Source organism: Paraglaciecola sp. 20A4 (genome assembly GCF_011378905.1).
GTDB lineage: Bacteria > Pseudomonadota > Gammaproteobacteria > Enterobacterales > Alteromonadaceae > Paraglaciecola.
Window position 1 is genome coordinate 162,376 of the sequence record NZ_WTPY01000006.1, and the last position, 16,811, is coordinate 179,186.

The following is a 16,811-nucleotide window of genomic DNA, read 5'->3' on the forward strand; positions in this document are numbered from 1 at the left end:
GTAGATTTATTTAAATAATATGACTTTACCCAAGCATAGAGCCGTTCAAACAATATTACTTAACTTTAGCTAGAAAGGGCGTAGCAGGTGAAGAACCCGCAAAAAAACGCATCAACTCTGCGTCGAGCAGTGCGGTAATCTGTTAGGAATTCCCCTGGTTTATTGCATGGTGCTTCAGGGGCCAGGGGCAGGCTGTCGACCATTACATCGCTGTTATTTTAACCTACAGCTTTAGTGTTAATAAGCCATTAAGCGGTTTTAAATTGGTCTATTAATCCTTTGATTTTCAGCGTCAGTTCTGTGGTGAAGTGGCTATTTTTTGCTGTTTCGTGTGAACCTTGCGCAGTGCTATCTACATGATAAGTGATAGTATCTACGTTATGTTTTATTTCATGTATTGTTGCATTTTGCTTTTCGGTAGCAACGGCGATTTGACTGTTAATGTCGGTAATTAGCAGAACAGATTCGGTTATTTTTTTTAATGAGTCGCCTGTTTCTCTTGTTTTCTCAACGCAAGCTACCGTTCTAATTTTGCTATTTTCCATGACTTCTACTGCACCTTTTGCTCCAATTTGCAGTTTTTCAATCATTGCTTGAATTTCAGATGTAGAATCTTGAGTGCGCTGGGCCAACGTGCGCACTTCATCCGCTACAACAGCAAAACCCCGACCATGCTCTCCCGCTCTGGCTGCTTCAATCGCGGCGTTTAATGCTAATAGATTGGTCTGATCGGCAATACCTCGAATAACATCTAGTACTGAACCAATATTATTAGCATCTTGCGCGAGTATATTTATGACCCCAGAAGAATTATCAATATCATTATTCAATAGATTAATGTCACTAATGGCTTGGTCAACAATTTTCAGTCCATCAGATGCTGCTTGATTTGATAAGTTGGCTAAATTAACGCCTCGTATCGCATATTGAGCCACTTCTTCAACCGCTGGAAGTATTTGCTCAAGAGACGCTAATAATTGTTCAATTCCTTGTTTTTGCTCGCTAATGGCTTGGTTTGTTGATGTCGCTGTTGCGTTTAATTGTGTTGCTGATGTAGATATATCATCAATCGCTCCGCGTAATTCAATAACCACTGTTTGAATATGATTAGCAAAAAGATTAAAGCCACGGGCTAATGCAGATAATTCGTCGTCACCGTTGTCATTTAAACGTTTACTTAAGTCGCCGTCTCCTTCACCAATATTTAACATCGCATTGATAGCCTGTTGTAGTGGTTTAAATAAAGCTTGAATAATAAACAATATTAACAGTAGCACGAGTGCTGCTATGACGAGCTGCAAAATCAGGCTTATATTCAACCAGAACGAAACGTCCTCTTGCGCATCCTTTAGTTCGTTTGCCGTACGAGTATCCAGTGCACGGAAAAATTCATTAACTGGCTCCATGATTTTCATTACTTCGTTGTGGTACATATCGTTGAATAGAATCCGTAAAGCAAAAGCATTGATGGTTTCACCTACTAGGGGGGAGAATGGGCCATCCACTATTTTTCCTGCTTTAATTGATTCCATGGCCTGGGTTTCTGTTTTAATGAGTGCAATAGAATTTTCATTTGCTTGGTCTAACCGGGCGAATTCTTTCGTTGAAAAATTTAACTCTTTCATAATATTAGTTTGCTTCTTTATTTTCCCTGGATATAAAGCCGCGTCGACAGAATCAGGGCGTTTACTCTCACCATTACGCCATTTCACGATATTCCAATATTCATCCTCATATTTTGGGTCTCCGGTGGCGATATAGCTACGCGCTAGCTTTGTTAAATCCATCGATGTTTGACGAAATTCATTGGCAACGAGATAAGAGAGATAACGCACCGAGCTATTGCTCATTTGGTCGATATTTTTATTGCGAGCAATACTTTGAGACAGAATAGCGAAAGAAACTAAAATGATAATTGCGGTGAGCATCGACAGAAGACGGGTCTTTATAGTCATGTTGATCCCTGTTAATTAATTTTATATAGACATGGATATAAGAAAAGCAAAGAGAGTATAGAACAAGGTAACCAGATAGGTATGTAATCTTAACTATTGTGAAAACTCTACCGTTAATAACATTAATCAATTTTACTGAATCCATACCAGTTCACTTTTTGCGAGTGTGCTATTTTTCAACGGAGTCAAAAGTGGCGATAAAAAGACAAGAAAATAAGAGGGTATTTATTATTACAAATCGTATTGATTTGCTCACTTCATTTATGACTTATTTCGGTAGTGCACTAGGTTATATAACTACAATAGAGCCGAGCCCAACATAATGTGTGCAATATGATGTGCTCGGTCTTTGGTCACACACTAACGATAGCGAATTAAGAGTCTGAGGCCCAAAATTTATATAATGTAGGTTTTTTGTTTAATAAGTAACTTTTCAAAATCATCGACTAAAAGCGGTCGTGCCAATAAGTATCCTTGCCCTAAAACACAACCAGCTTGTATCAGTAATTGCTTTTGTTGTTCAGTTTCTATGCCTTCAGCGATGACATGGATATTAAGTTTTTTTGCCATGACAATAATCGCTTCGCATAGCGCAGCGTCATTGTTATCAGCAGTCATATTCTGCACAAAACTTTTATCGATTTTTAAGTAATCAATAGCGTAATTTTTAAGATAAGAAAAAGAGCAATAGCCCGTACCGAAATCATCAATTGATATGGCAATGCCTCGCTGACGGAGCTTAGCTAATATGTCGACAACGTCAGTTTGATTTTCCATTAATAGATTTTCAGTAATTTCGATCGCAATAGCGTCACATGGTATATTTTGCGCTATAAGTGATTCAGTCCAAGCATTGAATTGTTCACCTTCATTTTGGAATTGCAGGGGGGAAATATTGATGCTTATTGAAAAACCATTACCGTATTTTTCTCGCCAATTTTTTGCTTGTTGCGAAACCTCATTGAATATCCAATCGCTGATTTCAACAATGAGCCCTATTTCTTCCGCAATAGGAATGAAGTCCAATGGTGAAATCAAACCTTTTTCAGGATGTTCCCAGCGAATAAGTGCTTCGGCTTTCATTATTTGGTTGTTTGCCAAGTTCACTATAGGTTGATAAACCATATAGAATTGTTGTTGTGCAATAGCGATGCGTAAGTCCTGAATAATTTCCATTCGCTTGATAAAGTCAGCGCGCATATTATCAGTAAAATAATGAACGCTATTGCGGCCGCGTATTTTTGCGTGGTACATAGCTTGATCTGCGTTTCTTAGCAGTCCGTCAATGCTTAGTGCATCATCTGGGTAAAATGCAATACCTATGCTGGCAGTACAATAAACTTTTTTTTCTTCAATGATATAAGGTTGTGCTAGCGTGTTTGATAGTTTCTGGCCAATATTGTCGATATCTTCAGGTATGCTTGCCCCCACAAGTACGATAATAAATTCATCCCCTCCTAGGCGTGCGGCAATATCATTCTTTCTAATGGCACTTTTAATACGTTTTGAACACTCGATAAGTACAGTGTCTCCAGCGCCATGTCCTAATGAATCATTAACATCTTTAAATTTATCAAGGTCTAACATAGCAATAGCGATTTGCTTATTCTCACGTTGCGCATTGGCAATCGCAGTGGTTAAGTGTTCTTGTAATAAATTACGATTCGGTAAGTTGGTTAAGCTGTCATAATTAGCTTGTTGCCAGATGATTTCATCTGCTTTTTCTCGCTCTATTGCTATACGGGCAAGATTTGAAAATTGCTCAATTAGTTTGAATTCAGAGGCTTTTGGGGCCGATATTTTACGATGGTAGATAGAGAAAGTACCTAATACTTTTCCCTGGTTATCGATGATGGGTTCAGACCAACAGGCCGCTAATTCTACTTTTTTCGCTAATGCCTTCCAAGAAGCCCAATCAGGGTGAGATGCGATATCGGTAACGATAACGCGTTTTCCGGTAAAGGCCGCTGCGCCGCTTGAGCTAAAGCCTTGATCAATCCCTAAGCCGTCAAGTGCTTGATTATAACAATCAGGCAAGCTTGGCGCGGCGCCGAGTTTTAAGTGCTTACCTGATTCATCTAGTAGCAAAATACTGCATATAGCGTCAGGGAATTCATTTTCTATCGCATGAACAATGGCAGGCAGTACTTTTGACAACTTACTTGAACTGGCGATCGACTCTAGAATATTATTGCGTAGTTGATTTACTTTATCTTTCTCAAGTAACTGGCGATTTTTGTTTTGCATAAACATGGAAAATATCAAGGAAAAGATATTTGTCACTACAAATGCTGCAATAATCCGTGGCAACGTGAAACTATCAAATTGCTCATAGGTAATGAAACAAGCAACTGTAATTAAAAGAATATTAAATATGCTAGCAACGAGGGTCGGTAATAAATAAAAGCTGGCGATGATGATAGGAAAAATCCAATAAATTAGACCTGCACCTTTTATATAGATGCCTAATAAAATCGTGACCTGAGCGAGAACAGCAAATAAACCGCTAAAAAGTTTTACCTTGCTGGTAAACCAAACACCAAGAAATATAGTGAAAATCCCCCCAACCGCAACGAGATCAACTGCTATATGCTCTTTATCATCAGCGAACAAACTGGCAATAAAAAAAGGAAATAATATTAGAGTTGCCGCTGCGGTAATTGCCAATAGAATTTTGTCTTCTAAAGTGCGGTGTTCCATTTTAACCGTCATACTAAATTAGCTTCCTATTCATGGTATTTATCTCAGGAAATATTGCTGCGCGATTAGCTAATATATTGAAAATAAAAGAATCTACTATAAATAATATACACGGCAGAGGGTAAATAGACACCCATTTTCAAATTGTACATATTTGTTCTACATTGAGCTTACAGGGGGAGTAATCAATCATTACACTATGGCTATCCTCATCGGTAGCTAAGTAAGCATAATTGTTACTCGTTAATTTATGGACTTCAGCCACGTAGTTTTCTTCGTCGAGGCGAGCCAAATTTGTTTTTCTATTTCGTCCAGATTTTGTAAGTTAATTATGCTCTATAATCTACTGGCTATAAGATGTAATTTTAGCTTTACTGGATGTAAATTAATTGATTTAACCAATCGCGTATTTTAAGAACTCGTGATGAAACGTACCAAGCTCAATTCAATAATGCTTAATTAGCAAAGCGTATTATGTTGGAATATTGGTTTATTTGTACCCCATGGTCGGTAAGCACTCCCCCAGCAACTCAGGAGCATTGACTAATGTCATTCGAATTCAGCAACAACCCTTTGGGTGCACGCGAGGACTTTCGCCGCGCCCGGCGCCGCGCGGCGTTGCAAGAAATTGTTTTTCAATTCAAAGGGAAATCTTCCGACCTGTTGTCCTATGACGATGTCGTTCACAAGCTCAAGGGGCTGGAAGTCTCAGCGCAGTTGCTCAAAGACATTCCAATTGATTCTATTGTCGGTAGTGTGGGTCGCTACCGAGACTTTAACCGCCGATTTCTGCCGCGTGATGGCATCAATTCGGAACGTTGGGCCAGGGTAAAAATGGCGATGACCGGGCTCAAAGGGGTACCGCCCATCGAAGTCTATCAGATTGGCGAAGCGTACTTTGTCAAAGACGGTAATCATCGTGTATCGGTGGCCCGGGAAATGGGATTCAGCCATTTTCAGGCTTATGTTACGCAAGTGCAAACTAAGGTTCCTCTGGCGCTAAATGTGGAGCCTGACGAACTTATCCTTAAGGCCGAGCTTGCTGAGTTCCTCGAGAAAACACGTCTCGATCACATTCGTCCTGGCGCTGATTTGACCGTAACCGTCCCTGGCCAGTACGTCGCTTTGTTCGAGCATATCAATGTTCATCGTTATTATATGGGGCTCGAACAACGTCGAGAAATTACCTACGTCGAAGCTGTGCTGCATTGGTATGATACCCTTTACCAACCTGTTGTAGATATCATTCATAAGCAGGGGATGCTGCAGGAATTTTCTGGACGCACTGATACCGACCTCTATCTATATATCACTCAGCACAGAACGGAACTCGAAGAACGCTTGGGATGGGATATTACCGCAGAAACTGCCGCCGGTGATATTGAACCGCGCTCGTCTGGTTATAGGGCGACTAGCGAACCTATACGTAATATTTACAAACATCAAGGTACTTCAAAACCACAATCTGCATTGGTCAAAGGTCGCTTATTTGTCGATATACTCGTGGCGATCGACGGTTGCGACAGCGGCTGGAGCAGTCTGACCCATGCGGCATTGATTGCTCGGCGTGAAAATGGTGCCCGCTTGCATGGTCTTCATATCGTTCCTGTTCGCAGTGAACGTCATGGTCCGAAGATGGAAGAACTGCAAAACAATTTTAATGACCGCTGCCGAAAATTCGATTTGTCTGGCCGACTAGCGATTGATGCGGGTAAGCGCATTAGACGGATCTGTCAGCGTGCCCGCTATACTGATTTGACGGTAATGTGTCTTACTGGTGGACAGACTGATACCAAGCTCAGTGAGGGACTGCGCACTTTGTTACGCTCCTGTCCACGACCTGTTTTAGTGGTAACACAGGAGGAATCTCCTTTGGACAGGATATTGCTAGCATATGACGGTAGTGGTCTAGCCAGAGAGGCGCTTTATACTGCCGCCTATCTGGCGGGTCAGTGGGGCATAGAACTGGCGGTGCTCACAGTTCATGACGCGCAGATCTCGGCGGACAACATTCAGCAACGGGCTCGTCATTATCTGGAGTCTCACGGCATTGAGGCAATTTATATTACCGAGCAAAAAGTCGCTATTGTCCAAGCGATCCTGAATACGGTTAAAGAACAAAATAGTAATCTGATCCTTATGGGGGCGCATGGCAGGAACGCGCCGTGGTATATCAATGTAGGTAGTGCAGTGGCGCCGGTATTGCAACAAAGCAATCAACCTGTGCTGATCTGCGGATAGCCAACTATGTTGAATATAGTCAGCGATACCCGTCCCGGATATGGTGAAAATGAGGATGTATTTATGGTGCAATGGCACCCTAAAGCACCAGATTTGCTACTCGTTGCGATTGCCGACGGGCAAGGGGGGCAACCGGGCGCTAAGGTCGCCGCGCAACAAGCCTGTCGATTAATATTGCAAGCCGCTGCTGATAGCAGGCCTTGGAGCCTGTTGTGGACACAAAAATGGGAGCGGCTATTGGGGCGAATCGACCGGGCGTTGCGCGCAAACGCAGACGCTGGGTTTACCACTTTGATAGCATTCGCGGTAAAGCGTAATAAGCTATTTGGGGCAGCATGCGGTGACAGCGCTTTAATGGCTGTCACTGCCCGGGATGTTCAGGTTCTGACCAAAGGACAAATGAAGAACCCACCTGTTGGATCAGGTCGCGCTGCGGCTTTTGGTTTTAAGTTCCCCTTGGCGCCCCCGTGGACAATACTCGCTATGACTGACGGGGTTTGGAAGTTTGCGGGGTGGGACCAGATACGGGAAAAAGCGATAGAGGTTAGGGATCCTGAGGCAATGATCGAATCGATTCGAGGGGCGGCGATACGGTCTACTGGGAGCCTGCAGGACGATTTCACATTACTGGTAATCTGCGAGGATGGAAAAAAAAAGTAGACTCAATCGAGTAAAGCGACATAAATACTTAACTGTAAAACTGTCTACTTGACAAAATAAACCCCTAAATAGCAGGGGCAATCAGATAAAAATACTGTGCCACGACTGGAAAGAGCATAATTACCCCAATTGACACGAAAAACACAGTGAACAAATCGAAACTATCTAAATTTATTGAAACTCAGTAATACTGCTCAAATTTACACCCGATAAATATAGTAATCTATTTCGAGTTGCATTAGCCGTTATTCATTTCTTAATATCTATTGAGTGTACGATTTAATCTCGTTAGTTCTGTTGAACGTTCAGCACACGGGGTGATCTAAATCACGCTTCTACCGTAACTAGATTTAATCTTAGTTTAATATTTATTTACCAATGATATTCGCTCAAGAGCACTGGTGTACATGGGCAGAAATAGCGCCTTAGCTGTTGCATTTATATGATCAAATTTGGTCTTTCGCTGACATCCCCGACTAGTAAATAACTAAACCTACATCGAGTCCAATATCTTACATAGATGCCTTGGTAAATTTTAACACAACCGGAGCAACCAATTAATGTCAAAAGCGCAAACAGGTTCAGTAAACATCCGAGTGAAAAAGAATAACGTGCTTTGTGACAAAGAACATTGTATTCAGGTGCGCGGTGCGCGTGTTCATAATTTAAATAACGTTGATGTGGATATACCACGTAACGCGCTCGTTGTTTTTACCGGCATATCTGGTTCGGGGAAGTCTTCGCTTGCTTTTGGGACATTGTTTGCAGAGTCACAACGTCGTTATCTTGATTCGGTGTCACCTTATGCGCGCCGATTGATCGATCAAGTTGATGAACCTGATGTGGACTCTATTGACGGATTACCGCCAGCAGTTGCTTTGCAGCAACAAAGGGGGACGCCATCGGTCCGGTCGTCCGTGGGCAGTGTCACGACCATTTCGAATGCTTTGCGTATGCTTTATTCCAGGGCTGGGGTTTATCCCCAAGGCCAATCGATACTTTATGCCGACGCGTTCTCGCCTAATACACCACAAGGTGCGTGCTCTGGATGTCATGGTATCGGTCGGGTATTTGAGGTGACTGAGACGTTACTGGTTCCCGACGACAGTAAGACAATCCGCGAGCGCGCGATCTCAGCGTGGCCGCCAGCGTGGCAAGGCCAAAATCTTAGCCGTATTTTGGTGTCATTGGGATATGACATTGATACACCGTGGAAAGCATTACCGAAAAAAGCTCGTGACTGGATTTTATTTACCGATGACACGCCCACCGTACCTGTTTTTCCTGAATACAGTTTTGCCCAAACCAAAGACGCAATTGAAAAAGGTGAGGAACCAAGTTACATGGGCACGTTTGCAAGTGCCAAAAGCTACATCTTAAAATCTTTCGCAACGACGCAGAGCCCTCGCACTAAAAAACGTGTTTCGCAATATATGCAGATATCCGAGTGCCCCCAGTGCAGCGGCAAGAAACTTCAGCGTGCGTCACTATCGGTTAAGTTTGCAGGACTAGATATTGGTGAAATGTCTCAGTTAACCCTCACAGAGGTCGCATCGGTTCTACGTAAAGCTGCTAATACTAGGCCCGCGGACGACATGTTAAATCGAGAAAAGGCTATTGTGTCGCAACGTATTGCTAGTGATATTTTGGCCCGCGTCGAAGCGCTTACTACATTAGGATTAGGGTATCTTTCCCTTGAACGTAGCACTCCAACCTTATCACCTGGTGAACTACAGCGGTTGCGATTAGCCACGCAAATACGCTCGCAACTGTTTGGTGTGGTTTATGTTTTAGATGAGCCATCGGCTGGCCTACACCCAGCTGATACTCAGGCGTTATTGGGCGCGCTGGATGAACTAATACAGGCAGGTAATTCGGTTTTTGTTGTGGAGCATGACGTGAGTGTTATTCGCCATGCCAATTGGATAGTCGAAGTGGGGCCAGATGCCGGTACACATGGTGGAAACGTAATCTATAATGGCCCACTAGAAGGGTTACGTGACGTTACTCAGTCGCATACGAGTCGTCATTTGTTTGCCTCAAATAAGCCACAGAAACGTATTTCAAGAGCACCTACTGGCTGGTTGCGGTTAGCGCAGGTTGAACGCAATAACCTTCATCAGCTAAACGTCGAGTTTCCTTTAGGCGTGATGACAACGGTAACAGGGGTGTCGGGGTCGGGTAAGTCGAGCTTGGTAAGTCAAGCACTTGTAGAACTCGTAAACGCGTCACTCGGAGTGAGTAAAAGCGAAGCCGCGCCAACCGACGAAGCAGATTTATTGGATAGCGAGTTTGAAACATCAACCGGTGGATGGATTGTTGATGGAATGCAACATTTACGCCGATTGATAACGGTTGACCAGAAACCCATAGGTCGAACGCCTCGCTCGAACTTAGCCACTTACACTGGTATGTTTGACAATGTGCGCAAATTATTTGCATCTACCGACGAAGCTAGGAAACGTCGTTATGATGCGGGCCGTTTCTCATTTAATGTGATAAAAGGTCGTTGTGCAAATTGTGAAGGGGTGGGATTTGTGAGCGTGGAGCTACTATTTTTACCTAGTGTTTATTCCCCTTGTCCGGTGTGCCGAGGTCAGCGATATAATGAAAAAACACTTGAAATCATCTATCGAGAAAAAAACATTGCTGACGTGCTTGATTTGACAGTGGAGTCGGCAAAGTTATTTTTTGCCCAGCAACCTCATATATTGCGAACATTAGATGCCTTATTGCATGTAGGCTTAGGTTATTTACGCTTAGGCCAACCTGCCACCGAATTATCGGGAGGCGAAGCCCAGCGAATAAAACTGGCGACTGAGCTTCAACGCCAGCAGCGAGGGGATACCCTATACGTGCTTGATGAGCCGACAACGGGTCTGCACCCAGCGGATGTGACTATGTTAATGGCACAACTAAATGGACTCGTTGAGGTCGGCAACACGGTCATTATGGTTGAGCACGATATGCAAGTGGCTAATAACAGCGATTGGGTGATCGATGTTGGTCCTGGTGCTGGTGATAAAGGGGGGAATATTGTCGCTCAAGGTACGCCCATAAAAGTAGCAAGGTCGAAAACGAGTCGTACCGCCCCGTTTTTGAATTCAGTAAGCTAAGTGTTTATGATACTGAAAAACGGTGTAACCTGTTTTTTTACAGCGCAATAGGTTATGCCAACGTATTTAAAAAGTACACGTATTACCAGTGGGCGGAGCATGAGAGCAGAATTACGAGCGAAAGTAATCGAGGTATGTAATAAGAAAATTGCTAGCAAAGGTACGAATGTAGGTCTTTCATTCTATGCTTTTTTTGCTAATAGAAATGATAATCCCGTGTTACTCATGGAAGCAGCCACGTGGTGGATACAAACTCATCAGTTGGACCATTTCGTTAAAGCACAAAAAATTAAACAGATGGTTGAGGAGGGACATTAGACAGTCTACCTGCGTGTTTAAAACGGTGATAAATCACTGTTCAGCGTTGTCGATCAAAAATCTGCAAATTTATTTAATAGGTTGCTAGTAGCAACCTATTAAATAAATGGCGAACCGTCTATACGGACCCAATTACAGTGGTAAATCTTCATTCAACTCGAATTGGTCCAACGCTTCCAATGCTTCACAACCGTAAACCATTGAAGGCCCACCCCCCATCAAGATTGCTACGCCTATCGTTTCAACTATTTCTTGTCTATTCGCACCTGCCTTTAAGGCATCGTGCACGTGAAATGCAATACAGCCGTTGCAACGCACCGATATAGCGATACTTAAGCAAATTAATTCTTTTGTTTTACCGTCCAAGGCGCCTTTACTTACTGCATTAACGTGTAACTCACCAAAGCCAGCCATTGTTTCTGGGATTTCAGCAATTAATTTTGCACTGAGTTCCTGCAATTTTTGATAAGTATTTATGTGATCAGTTGGTTGCATTGCGGTTTCCCTTTAGATTTGATTTAGCACAATTTTATATAGCTACTTAGACCGCTAATCTTCTTGCTACTTGCCAGAAGAAGGCATGAATTCACACTTAGCCTTAAGCCTACATTTTCAATCATATTCGGCATAGATAACTGTCATATTTCATGGTCAGTGTGATCACCGACGCTGCGTAAGAGCGAAACTAAGTATCGCGTATTTCGTTTTTTATCCATTGATGGGGATCAACAAAGTAGGAATATTACGGTAAATGCTAAGAGTAGTATGGTAGGGGGCAATGAGCACGCAGCACCTCCAATTAACGCGACGGAAGTTTATTCCGTTGCGTTAATTAGGGCTTCGAACCCCCCCACCAAATCTGATAATTCTTCGTCTATCGCACCTTGCCGCTGGCGGTGATACTGGCGGAATAATAGACTTTGAATTTCTTCAATATTTTTTTCTGCGCGTTGCATGGCGATCAACCGACTCGCGTTTTCGCTGGCCAACGATTCAATGCTGGCCCGGTACAATGTGGTAAAGAGGTACTCGCCAATTAAGGCACTAAAGGTAATTTCTGTGTTGGCTAATAATTGTGGTCGACAGGATGTAGGCCAAGTCTCAGCTAAAATTGTCTGCTGCCATAGGTTATCTAAAGGTAAAATACGATGGCATGTGGGCTCGTACTGTGCATTCTCAAGCGTACGATTGAAAAACAGATACACCTCTTGAAGTTGGCTAGTTTGCTGGTGCAAGTGGATTTCTTGCAATATGTCGGTGACCAATGTGGTCACTGAGTCGATTGAGTTAGGTAGCGTAAACGGTCGTTGCAGCGGATATTTGAGATCCTCAAGATGGGCTTGTATACGCTCACCGACGGTCCAGATAAGTTTATCGCCAGCCATGTTATTGATGTTAGTTACCATAAAAGATACTAAAGTGTCATTGAATTGCCCTACCAATCCTTGATCAGAGCCTATAACAATAATACCTGCCTTATGTTTTTTAGCAGCGGTTGAGGAATGTTTGAAATGCGCAGAAGCCACTTGACTACCAACATTAAGAAAGTACGCCATTAACCCCAATTGTACAGTGTGATAGTAATCATCAAGAGCATGCACGGCGTTTTCATATTGATTGATATTCGCCGCGGCCATAGCTTTCATCGTACGCACAACTGCTTTTAAATCACCGGCACTATTGATTTTGTGTTGTAAACCGCTACTCGATTCACTCATGTCAACTCGGGCTTATTGGTTGCGTGATATGAGTGAGTTGAGTATCCGCAGGCATAAAAGTCTGTAACACGGTTGTTAACATATTGAGCACTTGTTGTTTATCGTCGTCGGTTAAACTGTCAGCTTGTTCTAAGCGTGTGATTATAGGCTGTGGTAGTGAGTCTAAGCCTGCAACCATTGCTATTTGGGCTTCGTTGAGAGAGGACAGTGAAATTGAATCTAAAAGACCATTGGTTAACGCGAGTAATATGACAATTTGCGCGCCGACCGCTAACGGCCGCGATTCAGCCTGTTTAAGGCAAGCTCGAATACGCTGACCATGTTCTATGGTATGTAAACTATTAGCGTCTAAACGGGCGCCAAAGCGGGCGAAGGTTTCCAGTTCTTCAAATTGTGCATAGGCCAACTTTAATGCTCCCGACACTTTTCTAAACCCTACGCGCTGCGCTTTACCGCCCACCCGAGAAACAGATTTTCCTACATCAACGGCTGGTAACACCCCAAGGGAAAACAAGGTAGGCGACAGGTAAATTTGACCGTCGGTTATTGATATAAGGTTGGTCGGAATATAGGCCGACATATTCTGCTCTTCTGTTTCAATAATAGGCAAGGCGGTGAGCGAACCGCCTCCATTTTCGTTATTTAGGTGGGTAGAGCGCTCAAGTAATCGTGAGTGAAGATAAAATATATCTCCAGGAAATGCTTCGCGCCCTGGTGGTCTGCGTAGCAGTAATGATAACTCGCGGTATGAGCGTGCGTGCTGCGTTAGATCGTCATAGACAATAAGTACATCCTTACCCTGACCCATAAAGAATTCACCAATAGTGGTCGCGGCATAAGGAGCAATATAATCAAGCCCAGGAGGATCGTTCCCTTCAGTTACCATTACGACAGTATAATCAAAGGCATTATGCTGTTTTAAGGTCGCCAATATTTTTGCAACAGAAGCCGCTTTTTGGCCTATTGCGCAATAAACACATATCACGTCTTTGCCTTTTTGATTGATAATCGTATCAATGGCGATAGATGTTTTACCGGTTTGTCGGTCACCCATTATTAGTTCACGTTGGCCACGACCAATGGGCAATAGGGCATCTAAAACCTTGAGACCGGTTTGTAGAGGCTCGGTCACGGGTAAGCGAGCCATAATCGCTGGAGCAGGGCGCTCTATTGGCATACGCAGAGTACTGGATAATTGGCCTTTATCGTCGAGTGCGCGTCCAAGGGGGTCAATAACCCGTCCGATTAACTCATTACCTACTGCCACATCCATTACTCGGCCTGTGCGTTGAACTTCATCTCCCGCATTTAGCTGACTATAGTCACCGAGTAAAATGACGCCAATTTCATGTTCATCAATGTTAAAGGCGATTCCGTGAATGTTATCAGAGAAGAGTAGTAATTCTTCAAATCCCACACCAGGCAAGCCGTCAACAATAGCCACACCAGCCGAAACGCTTTTAACTGTCCCTATTTCTTGTAAAACAAAGCTTGGCTGAGTCGTCTGGCGACTATGCTTAAATTGCTCAAATAGCTGCTGATAGCTATGTTTTAATTCGGTTTCAAAGCTGAGTTTCATGCTATTTTCTTATTCCTGATGTTCGTTATTTATACACCTTGGTTTATTGGCACGGCGTGTTTATCCGTATCGTTGTTCGAGGGCGATAAATCGAGAACTGATTCTATCTGCTGCTGTAATTCAGTTAAATAATCATGTGCGCTCCAGGATATTTTCCAACCGTTGAGCGTAAGCTCAACGCCACTAATAAGATGAGGTACCAAACTTTGCGTAAGCTCTATTTTTAGTGTTTTGTCTGCTACAAAATTGTTTTGCAGGCACTCTTGTAGCAGTGATAACTGAGCGTTGTTGAGGGAAAATACACTGCGCACTAGAACGCGATTACCACTGCCAGCTAGCGCATTCTTGAGTTCTGAAATTTGACGTTCTTGTAACGTATTTAAACGTTGAATAAGCTTTTCAAACAGCATGTTTTCTAGTTCTTTGTCTGCTAAATCACCGAGTACCTTGCGGCATAAGGCATAGACTTCGCGCATGCTTTCTTGCAGCACACCTTGCTTTGACTGTGAGATTTCTTGCTGCAGGGCAGTTAAGCGTTTTTTCAATAAATCATCAGCACTTAGACGAGCCTCATCGATTATATTTTTTGCGCTAATTTCGGCTTCTTGCTTAGCACTGTCAACGATTTGTGTTCCTTGTTGTTCAATCAATTTAAGTTTTTGCTCATATTGATTTTGTAATCCCAAAGCTTGCTTTTCCTTGCTTTCGGCGTCTGCGAGAATGCCCGCTATTTTGCTCTCTCTGGCATCTAACCCATCAATGATAGGGCGATATAAGAACCGTTTAAGCAGCCACAACAGGATCAGAAAATTAATCCCTTGTGCTACGACTGTAAACCAATCTATCGGCATGAACTAGCCTCCATTTTGTGCAATAAAGTAGTTCCAAAATGGATTACTAAACAACACGATCATAGAAACAACAAAACAATAAATTGCCGTAGATTCAATCATCGCTAACCCCACAAATAAGGTGCGAGTGATGGTCGAAGATGCATCAGGCTGTTGTGCCAAAGCATTTAGCGCGCTGGCTACGGCTGACCCTTCAGCCAGTGATGGCCCTAGTACACCTATGCTGATCGTCAGGCCAGCGGTGATGATTGAGCACATTGCTATCAAAGTTAGGCTATCCATTATTTTTCCTTTGGAGTCATAGGTTTAGGCGGATGTAGTGTAAGAGATTGATGTTTGTTTATCACACTGGCTGCCGCAATATACACAGAGGCCAATACGAAAAATATATATGCCTGTACCATGCCAGTTAGGAGGCCGAGAATAGACATGATGACTGGAAATATCAGTGGGGAAATGACCAGTAAAATCGCAAGTATCATGGCTCCACTCATCATATTACCGAATAAGCGCACGGCGAGGGCTAACGTACGGGACAACTCACCGATAATATTAAAGGGCAACATAAATAACGTCGGTTGGGTGTATGACAATAAGTATTCTTTAAGACCTTTGTTTTTGATTCCGTAAAAGGGCACCGAAATAAACACACAGAAAGCTAAGGCCACAGTGGTGGATAAAGAGCCGGTTGGAGGCTCAAAACGAGGAATAATTGTCAGTAAGTTGGTCATCGCGATAAATAGAAATAAGGTGCCAAGAAATCCCATGTATTGCTTAGGCTTGGCTAAACCCGCCTCCGCAATTTGCTGCATGATGGTGATGACGATAATTTCTAGCCCATTCTGCCAACGAGAACGGTGTAATTTAGTATTTAATTTACGGGTAATTAAGTGTGCACTAATGACTAAAACAAGCATAACTGCCCACGTAAAAACCAGTGTGGCGTTGAGTTTTATAAAACCATACTGCCAATAAATTATCTCATCAGGACTAAGGTGCATGACGAATAGCCTTTTTTACTAGCTGGTTTTCATTTATTTTAGTGAGGTATTTCGTCATCAATATGCGACCTATAACGAATCCAATCAAACTTGCCACAAGGCGCCATATGTCGTTATCGGATACCCAGTAAAATACGCCAACAGCTGTGCCCATACGCGCCAATATACCGCCTAAAAACCATACTGCAGGGTGTCCTGACTGTAAGCCTTTATCTACCGTTAACCATAAAGCATAAAAAAAACAACAGCCCAATACTATCCCCACTACAAAAGGGATTATTAAAGTCAACATATGAGGTTGAAAATTACTCATCATTATCGTCACTGTTCCTATCGTCGTTATGCATTGCTGCATATTCTTTGCTTATCCAGCTCCACGCAGTAAAGCACCCTATGGCCAAACCTGCCAACAACAGTGCTAGTGTCCAAGAGCGCTGTTCAGCGTAATATCTGTCTAGCCAAATACCGATACCGACACCGATAAGCGTCGGGACGGTAATTGACCAGCCAATGATGCCCATTGTGCCCAGACCAAACCAAACCCCGGCATGTTTGCGTCTTTTGGCTTGTAACTTCAAAGCGACTTTTGCATCAATTTGCTCAGCTAAAAAAGACGCCTTTCTAGGTTTATGATTGCTGGAGTCAAAGTGGTCTTTCTCCTCATCCATTAGG

General features: G+C 43.0%; 14 protein-coding genes. 4 read left to right on the plus strand and 10 right to left on the minus strand.

Annotated features, from left to right (window positions below; translation table 11 throughout):
* Window positions 1-248: 248 nt before the first annotated feature.
* Both GQS54_RS09015 and GQS54_RS09020 read right to left on the minus strand, forming a co-directional pair.
* Window positions 249-1,955: a methyl-accepting chemotaxis protein gene (locus GQS54_RS09015; protein WP_166423659.1), complete on the minus strand. Its 1,707-nt coding sequence runs from the start codon at window positions 1,953-1,955 to the stop codon at window positions 249-251.
* A 396-nt stretch (window positions 1,956-2,351) separates the two neighbouring features.
* A complete protein-coding gene (locus tag GQS54_RS09020; RefSeq protein ID WP_205967688.1) occupies window positions 2,352-4,667 on the minus strand; it encodes an EAL domain-containing protein in 2,316 nt (771 codons plus the stop codon).
* Window positions 4,668-5,201: 534 nt separating this feature from the next.
* Here GQS54_RS09020 and GQS54_RS09025 point away from each other — a divergent pair.
* From GQS54_RS09025 to GQS54_RS09040, 4 genes are all read left to right on the plus strand, one after another.
* Complete coding sequence (locus tag GQS54_RS09025; protein ID WP_166423660.1) at window positions 5,202-6,896, plus strand: universal stress protein; 1,695 nt, start codon at window positions 5,202-5,204, stop codon at window positions 6,894-6,896.
* 6 nt (window positions 6,897-6,902) lie between these two features.
* Window positions 6,903-7,556, plus strand: a complete 654-nt coding sequence (locus GQS54_RS09030) for a SpoIIE family protein phosphatase (RefSeq protein ID WP_166423661.1) — start codon at window positions 6,903-6,905, stop codon at window positions 7,554-7,556.
* A 560-nt stretch (window positions 7,557-8,116) separates the two neighbouring features.
* Complete coding sequence (locus tag GQS54_RS09035; protein ID WP_166423662.1) at window positions 8,117-10,672, plus strand: excinuclease ABC subunit UvrA; 2,556 nt, start codon at window positions 8,117-8,119, stop codon at window positions 10,670-10,672.
* Between the two features lie 99 nt (window positions 10,673-10,771).
* Window positions 10,772-10,990, plus strand: a complete 219-nt coding sequence (locus GQS54_RS09040; RefSeq protein ID WP_166423663.1) for a DUF6500 family protein — start codon at window positions 10,772-10,774, stop codon at window positions 10,988-10,990.
* A gap of 132 nt (window positions 10,991-11,122) precedes the next feature.
* On the opposite strand, the gene GQS54_RS09045 is transcribed toward GQS54_RS09040, so the two are convergent.
* The 8 genes from GQS54_RS09045 to GQS54_RS09080 form a co-directional block, all read right to left on the minus strand.
* Complete coding sequence (locus tag GQS54_RS09045) at window positions 11,123-11,485, minus strand: carboxymuconolactone decarboxylase family protein (protein WP_158769577.1); 363 nt, start codon at window positions 11,483-11,485, stop codon at window positions 11,123-11,125.
* A 320-nt stretch (window positions 11,486-11,805) separates the two neighbouring features.
* A complete protein-coding gene (locus tag GQS54_RS09050) occupies window positions 11,806-12,708 on the minus strand; it encodes a F0F1 ATP synthase subunit gamma (RefSeq protein ID WP_166423664.1) in 903 nt (300 codons plus the stop codon).
* Between the two features lies 1 nt (window position 12,709).
* A complete protein-coding gene (locus GQS54_RS09055; RefSeq protein ID WP_166423665.1) occupies window positions 12,710-14,287 on the minus strand; it encodes an alternate F1F0 ATPase, F1 subunit alpha in 1,578 nt (525 codons plus the stop codon).
* Between the two features lie 29 nt (window positions 14,288-14,316).
* A complete protein-coding gene (gene atpF / locus GQS54_RS09060; protein WP_166423666.1) occupies window positions 14,317-15,138 on the minus strand; it encodes a F0F1 ATP synthase subunit B in 822 nt (273 codons plus the stop codon).
* 3 nt (window positions 15,139-15,141) lie between these two features.
* Entirely contained in the window at window positions 15,142-15,420 is a 279-nt protein-coding gene (locus tag GQS54_RS09065; protein WP_166423667.1) for a F0F1 ATP synthase subunit C, read from the minus strand.
* Window positions 15,420-16,139, minus strand: a complete 720-nt coding sequence (locus GQS54_RS09070) for a F0F1 ATP synthase subunit A (RefSeq protein WP_166423668.1) — start codon at window positions 16,137-16,139, stop codon at window positions 15,420-15,422. The genes GQS54_RS09065 and GQS54_RS09070 overlap by 1 nt, the downstream gene beginning before the upstream one ends.
* Window positions 16,129-16,455: an ATP synthase subunit I gene (locus GQS54_RS09075; protein WP_166423669.1), complete on the minus strand. Its 327-nt coding sequence runs from the start codon at window positions 16,453-16,455 to the stop codon at window positions 16,129-16,131. Before GQS54_RS09075 ends, GQS54_RS09070 begins: the two co-directional genes overlap by 11 nt.
* Window positions 16,445-16,807, minus strand: coding sequence for an AtpZ/AtpI family protein (locus GQS54_RS09080; RefSeq protein WP_166423670.1), 363 nt, complete (start codon window positions 16,805-16,807; stop codon window positions 16,445-16,447). The genes GQS54_RS09075 and GQS54_RS09080 overlap by 11 nt, the downstream gene beginning before the upstream one ends.
* Window positions 16,808-16,811: the final 4 nt, after the last annotated feature.

Bases quoted from the DNA above. Each gene is read 5' to 3' on its own strand.
- GQS54_RS09065 (WP_166423667.1), bottom strand. From the start codon at position 15,420: ATGGATAGCCTAACTTTGATAGCAATGTGCTCAATCATCACCGCTGGC.
- GQS54_RS09075 (WP_166423669.1), bottom strand. From the start codon at position 16,455: ATGATGAGTAATTTTCAACCTCATATGTTGACTTTAATAATCCCTTTT.
- GQS54_RS09050 (WP_166423664.1), bottom strand. From the start codon at position 12,708: ATGAGTGAATCGAGTAGCGGTTTACAACACAAAATCAATAGTGCCGGT.
- GQS54_RS09080 (WP_166423670.1), bottom strand. From the start codon at position 16,807: ATGGATGAGGAGAAAGACCACTTTGACTCCAGCAATCATAAACCTAGA.
- GQS54_RS09025 (WP_166423660.1), top strand. From the start codon at position 5,202: ATGTCATTCGAATTCAGCAACAACCCTTTGGGTGCACGCGAGGACTTT.
- GQS54_RS09045 (WP_158769577.1), bottom strand. From the start codon at position 11,485: ATGCAACCAACTGATCACATAAATACTTATCAAAAATTGCAGGAACTC.
- GQS54_RS09040 (WP_166423663.1), top strand. From the start codon at position 10,772: ATGAGAGCAGAATTACGAGCGAAAGTAATCGAGGTATGTAATAAGAAA.
- GQS54_RS09055 (WP_166423665.1), bottom strand. From the start codon at position 14,287: ATGAAACTCAGCTTTGAAACCGAATTAAAACATAGCTATCAGCAGCTA.
- GQS54_RS09020 (WP_205967688.1), bottom strand. From the start codon at position 4,667: ATGACGGTTAAAATGGAACACCGCACTTTAGAAGACAAAATTCTATTG.
- GQS54_RS09070 (WP_166423668.1), bottom strand. From the start codon at position 16,139: ATGCACCTTAGTCCTGATGAGATAATTTATTGGCAGTATGGTTTTATA.
- GQS54_RS09035 (WP_166423662.1), top strand. From the start codon at position 8,117: ATGTCAAAAGCGCAAACAGGTTCAGTAAACATCCGAGTGAAAAAGAAT.
- GQS54_RS09030 (WP_166423661.1), top strand. From the start codon at position 6,903: ATGTTGAATATAGTCAGCGATACCCGTCCCGGATATGGTGAAAATGAG.
- GQS54_RS09015 (WP_166423659.1), bottom strand. From the start codon at position 1,955: ATGACTATAAAGACCCGTCTTCTGTCGATGCTCACCGCAATTATCATT.
- atpF (WP_166423666.1), bottom strand. From the start codon at position 15,138: ATGCCGATAGATTGGTTTACAGTCGTAGCACAAGGGATTAATTTTCTG.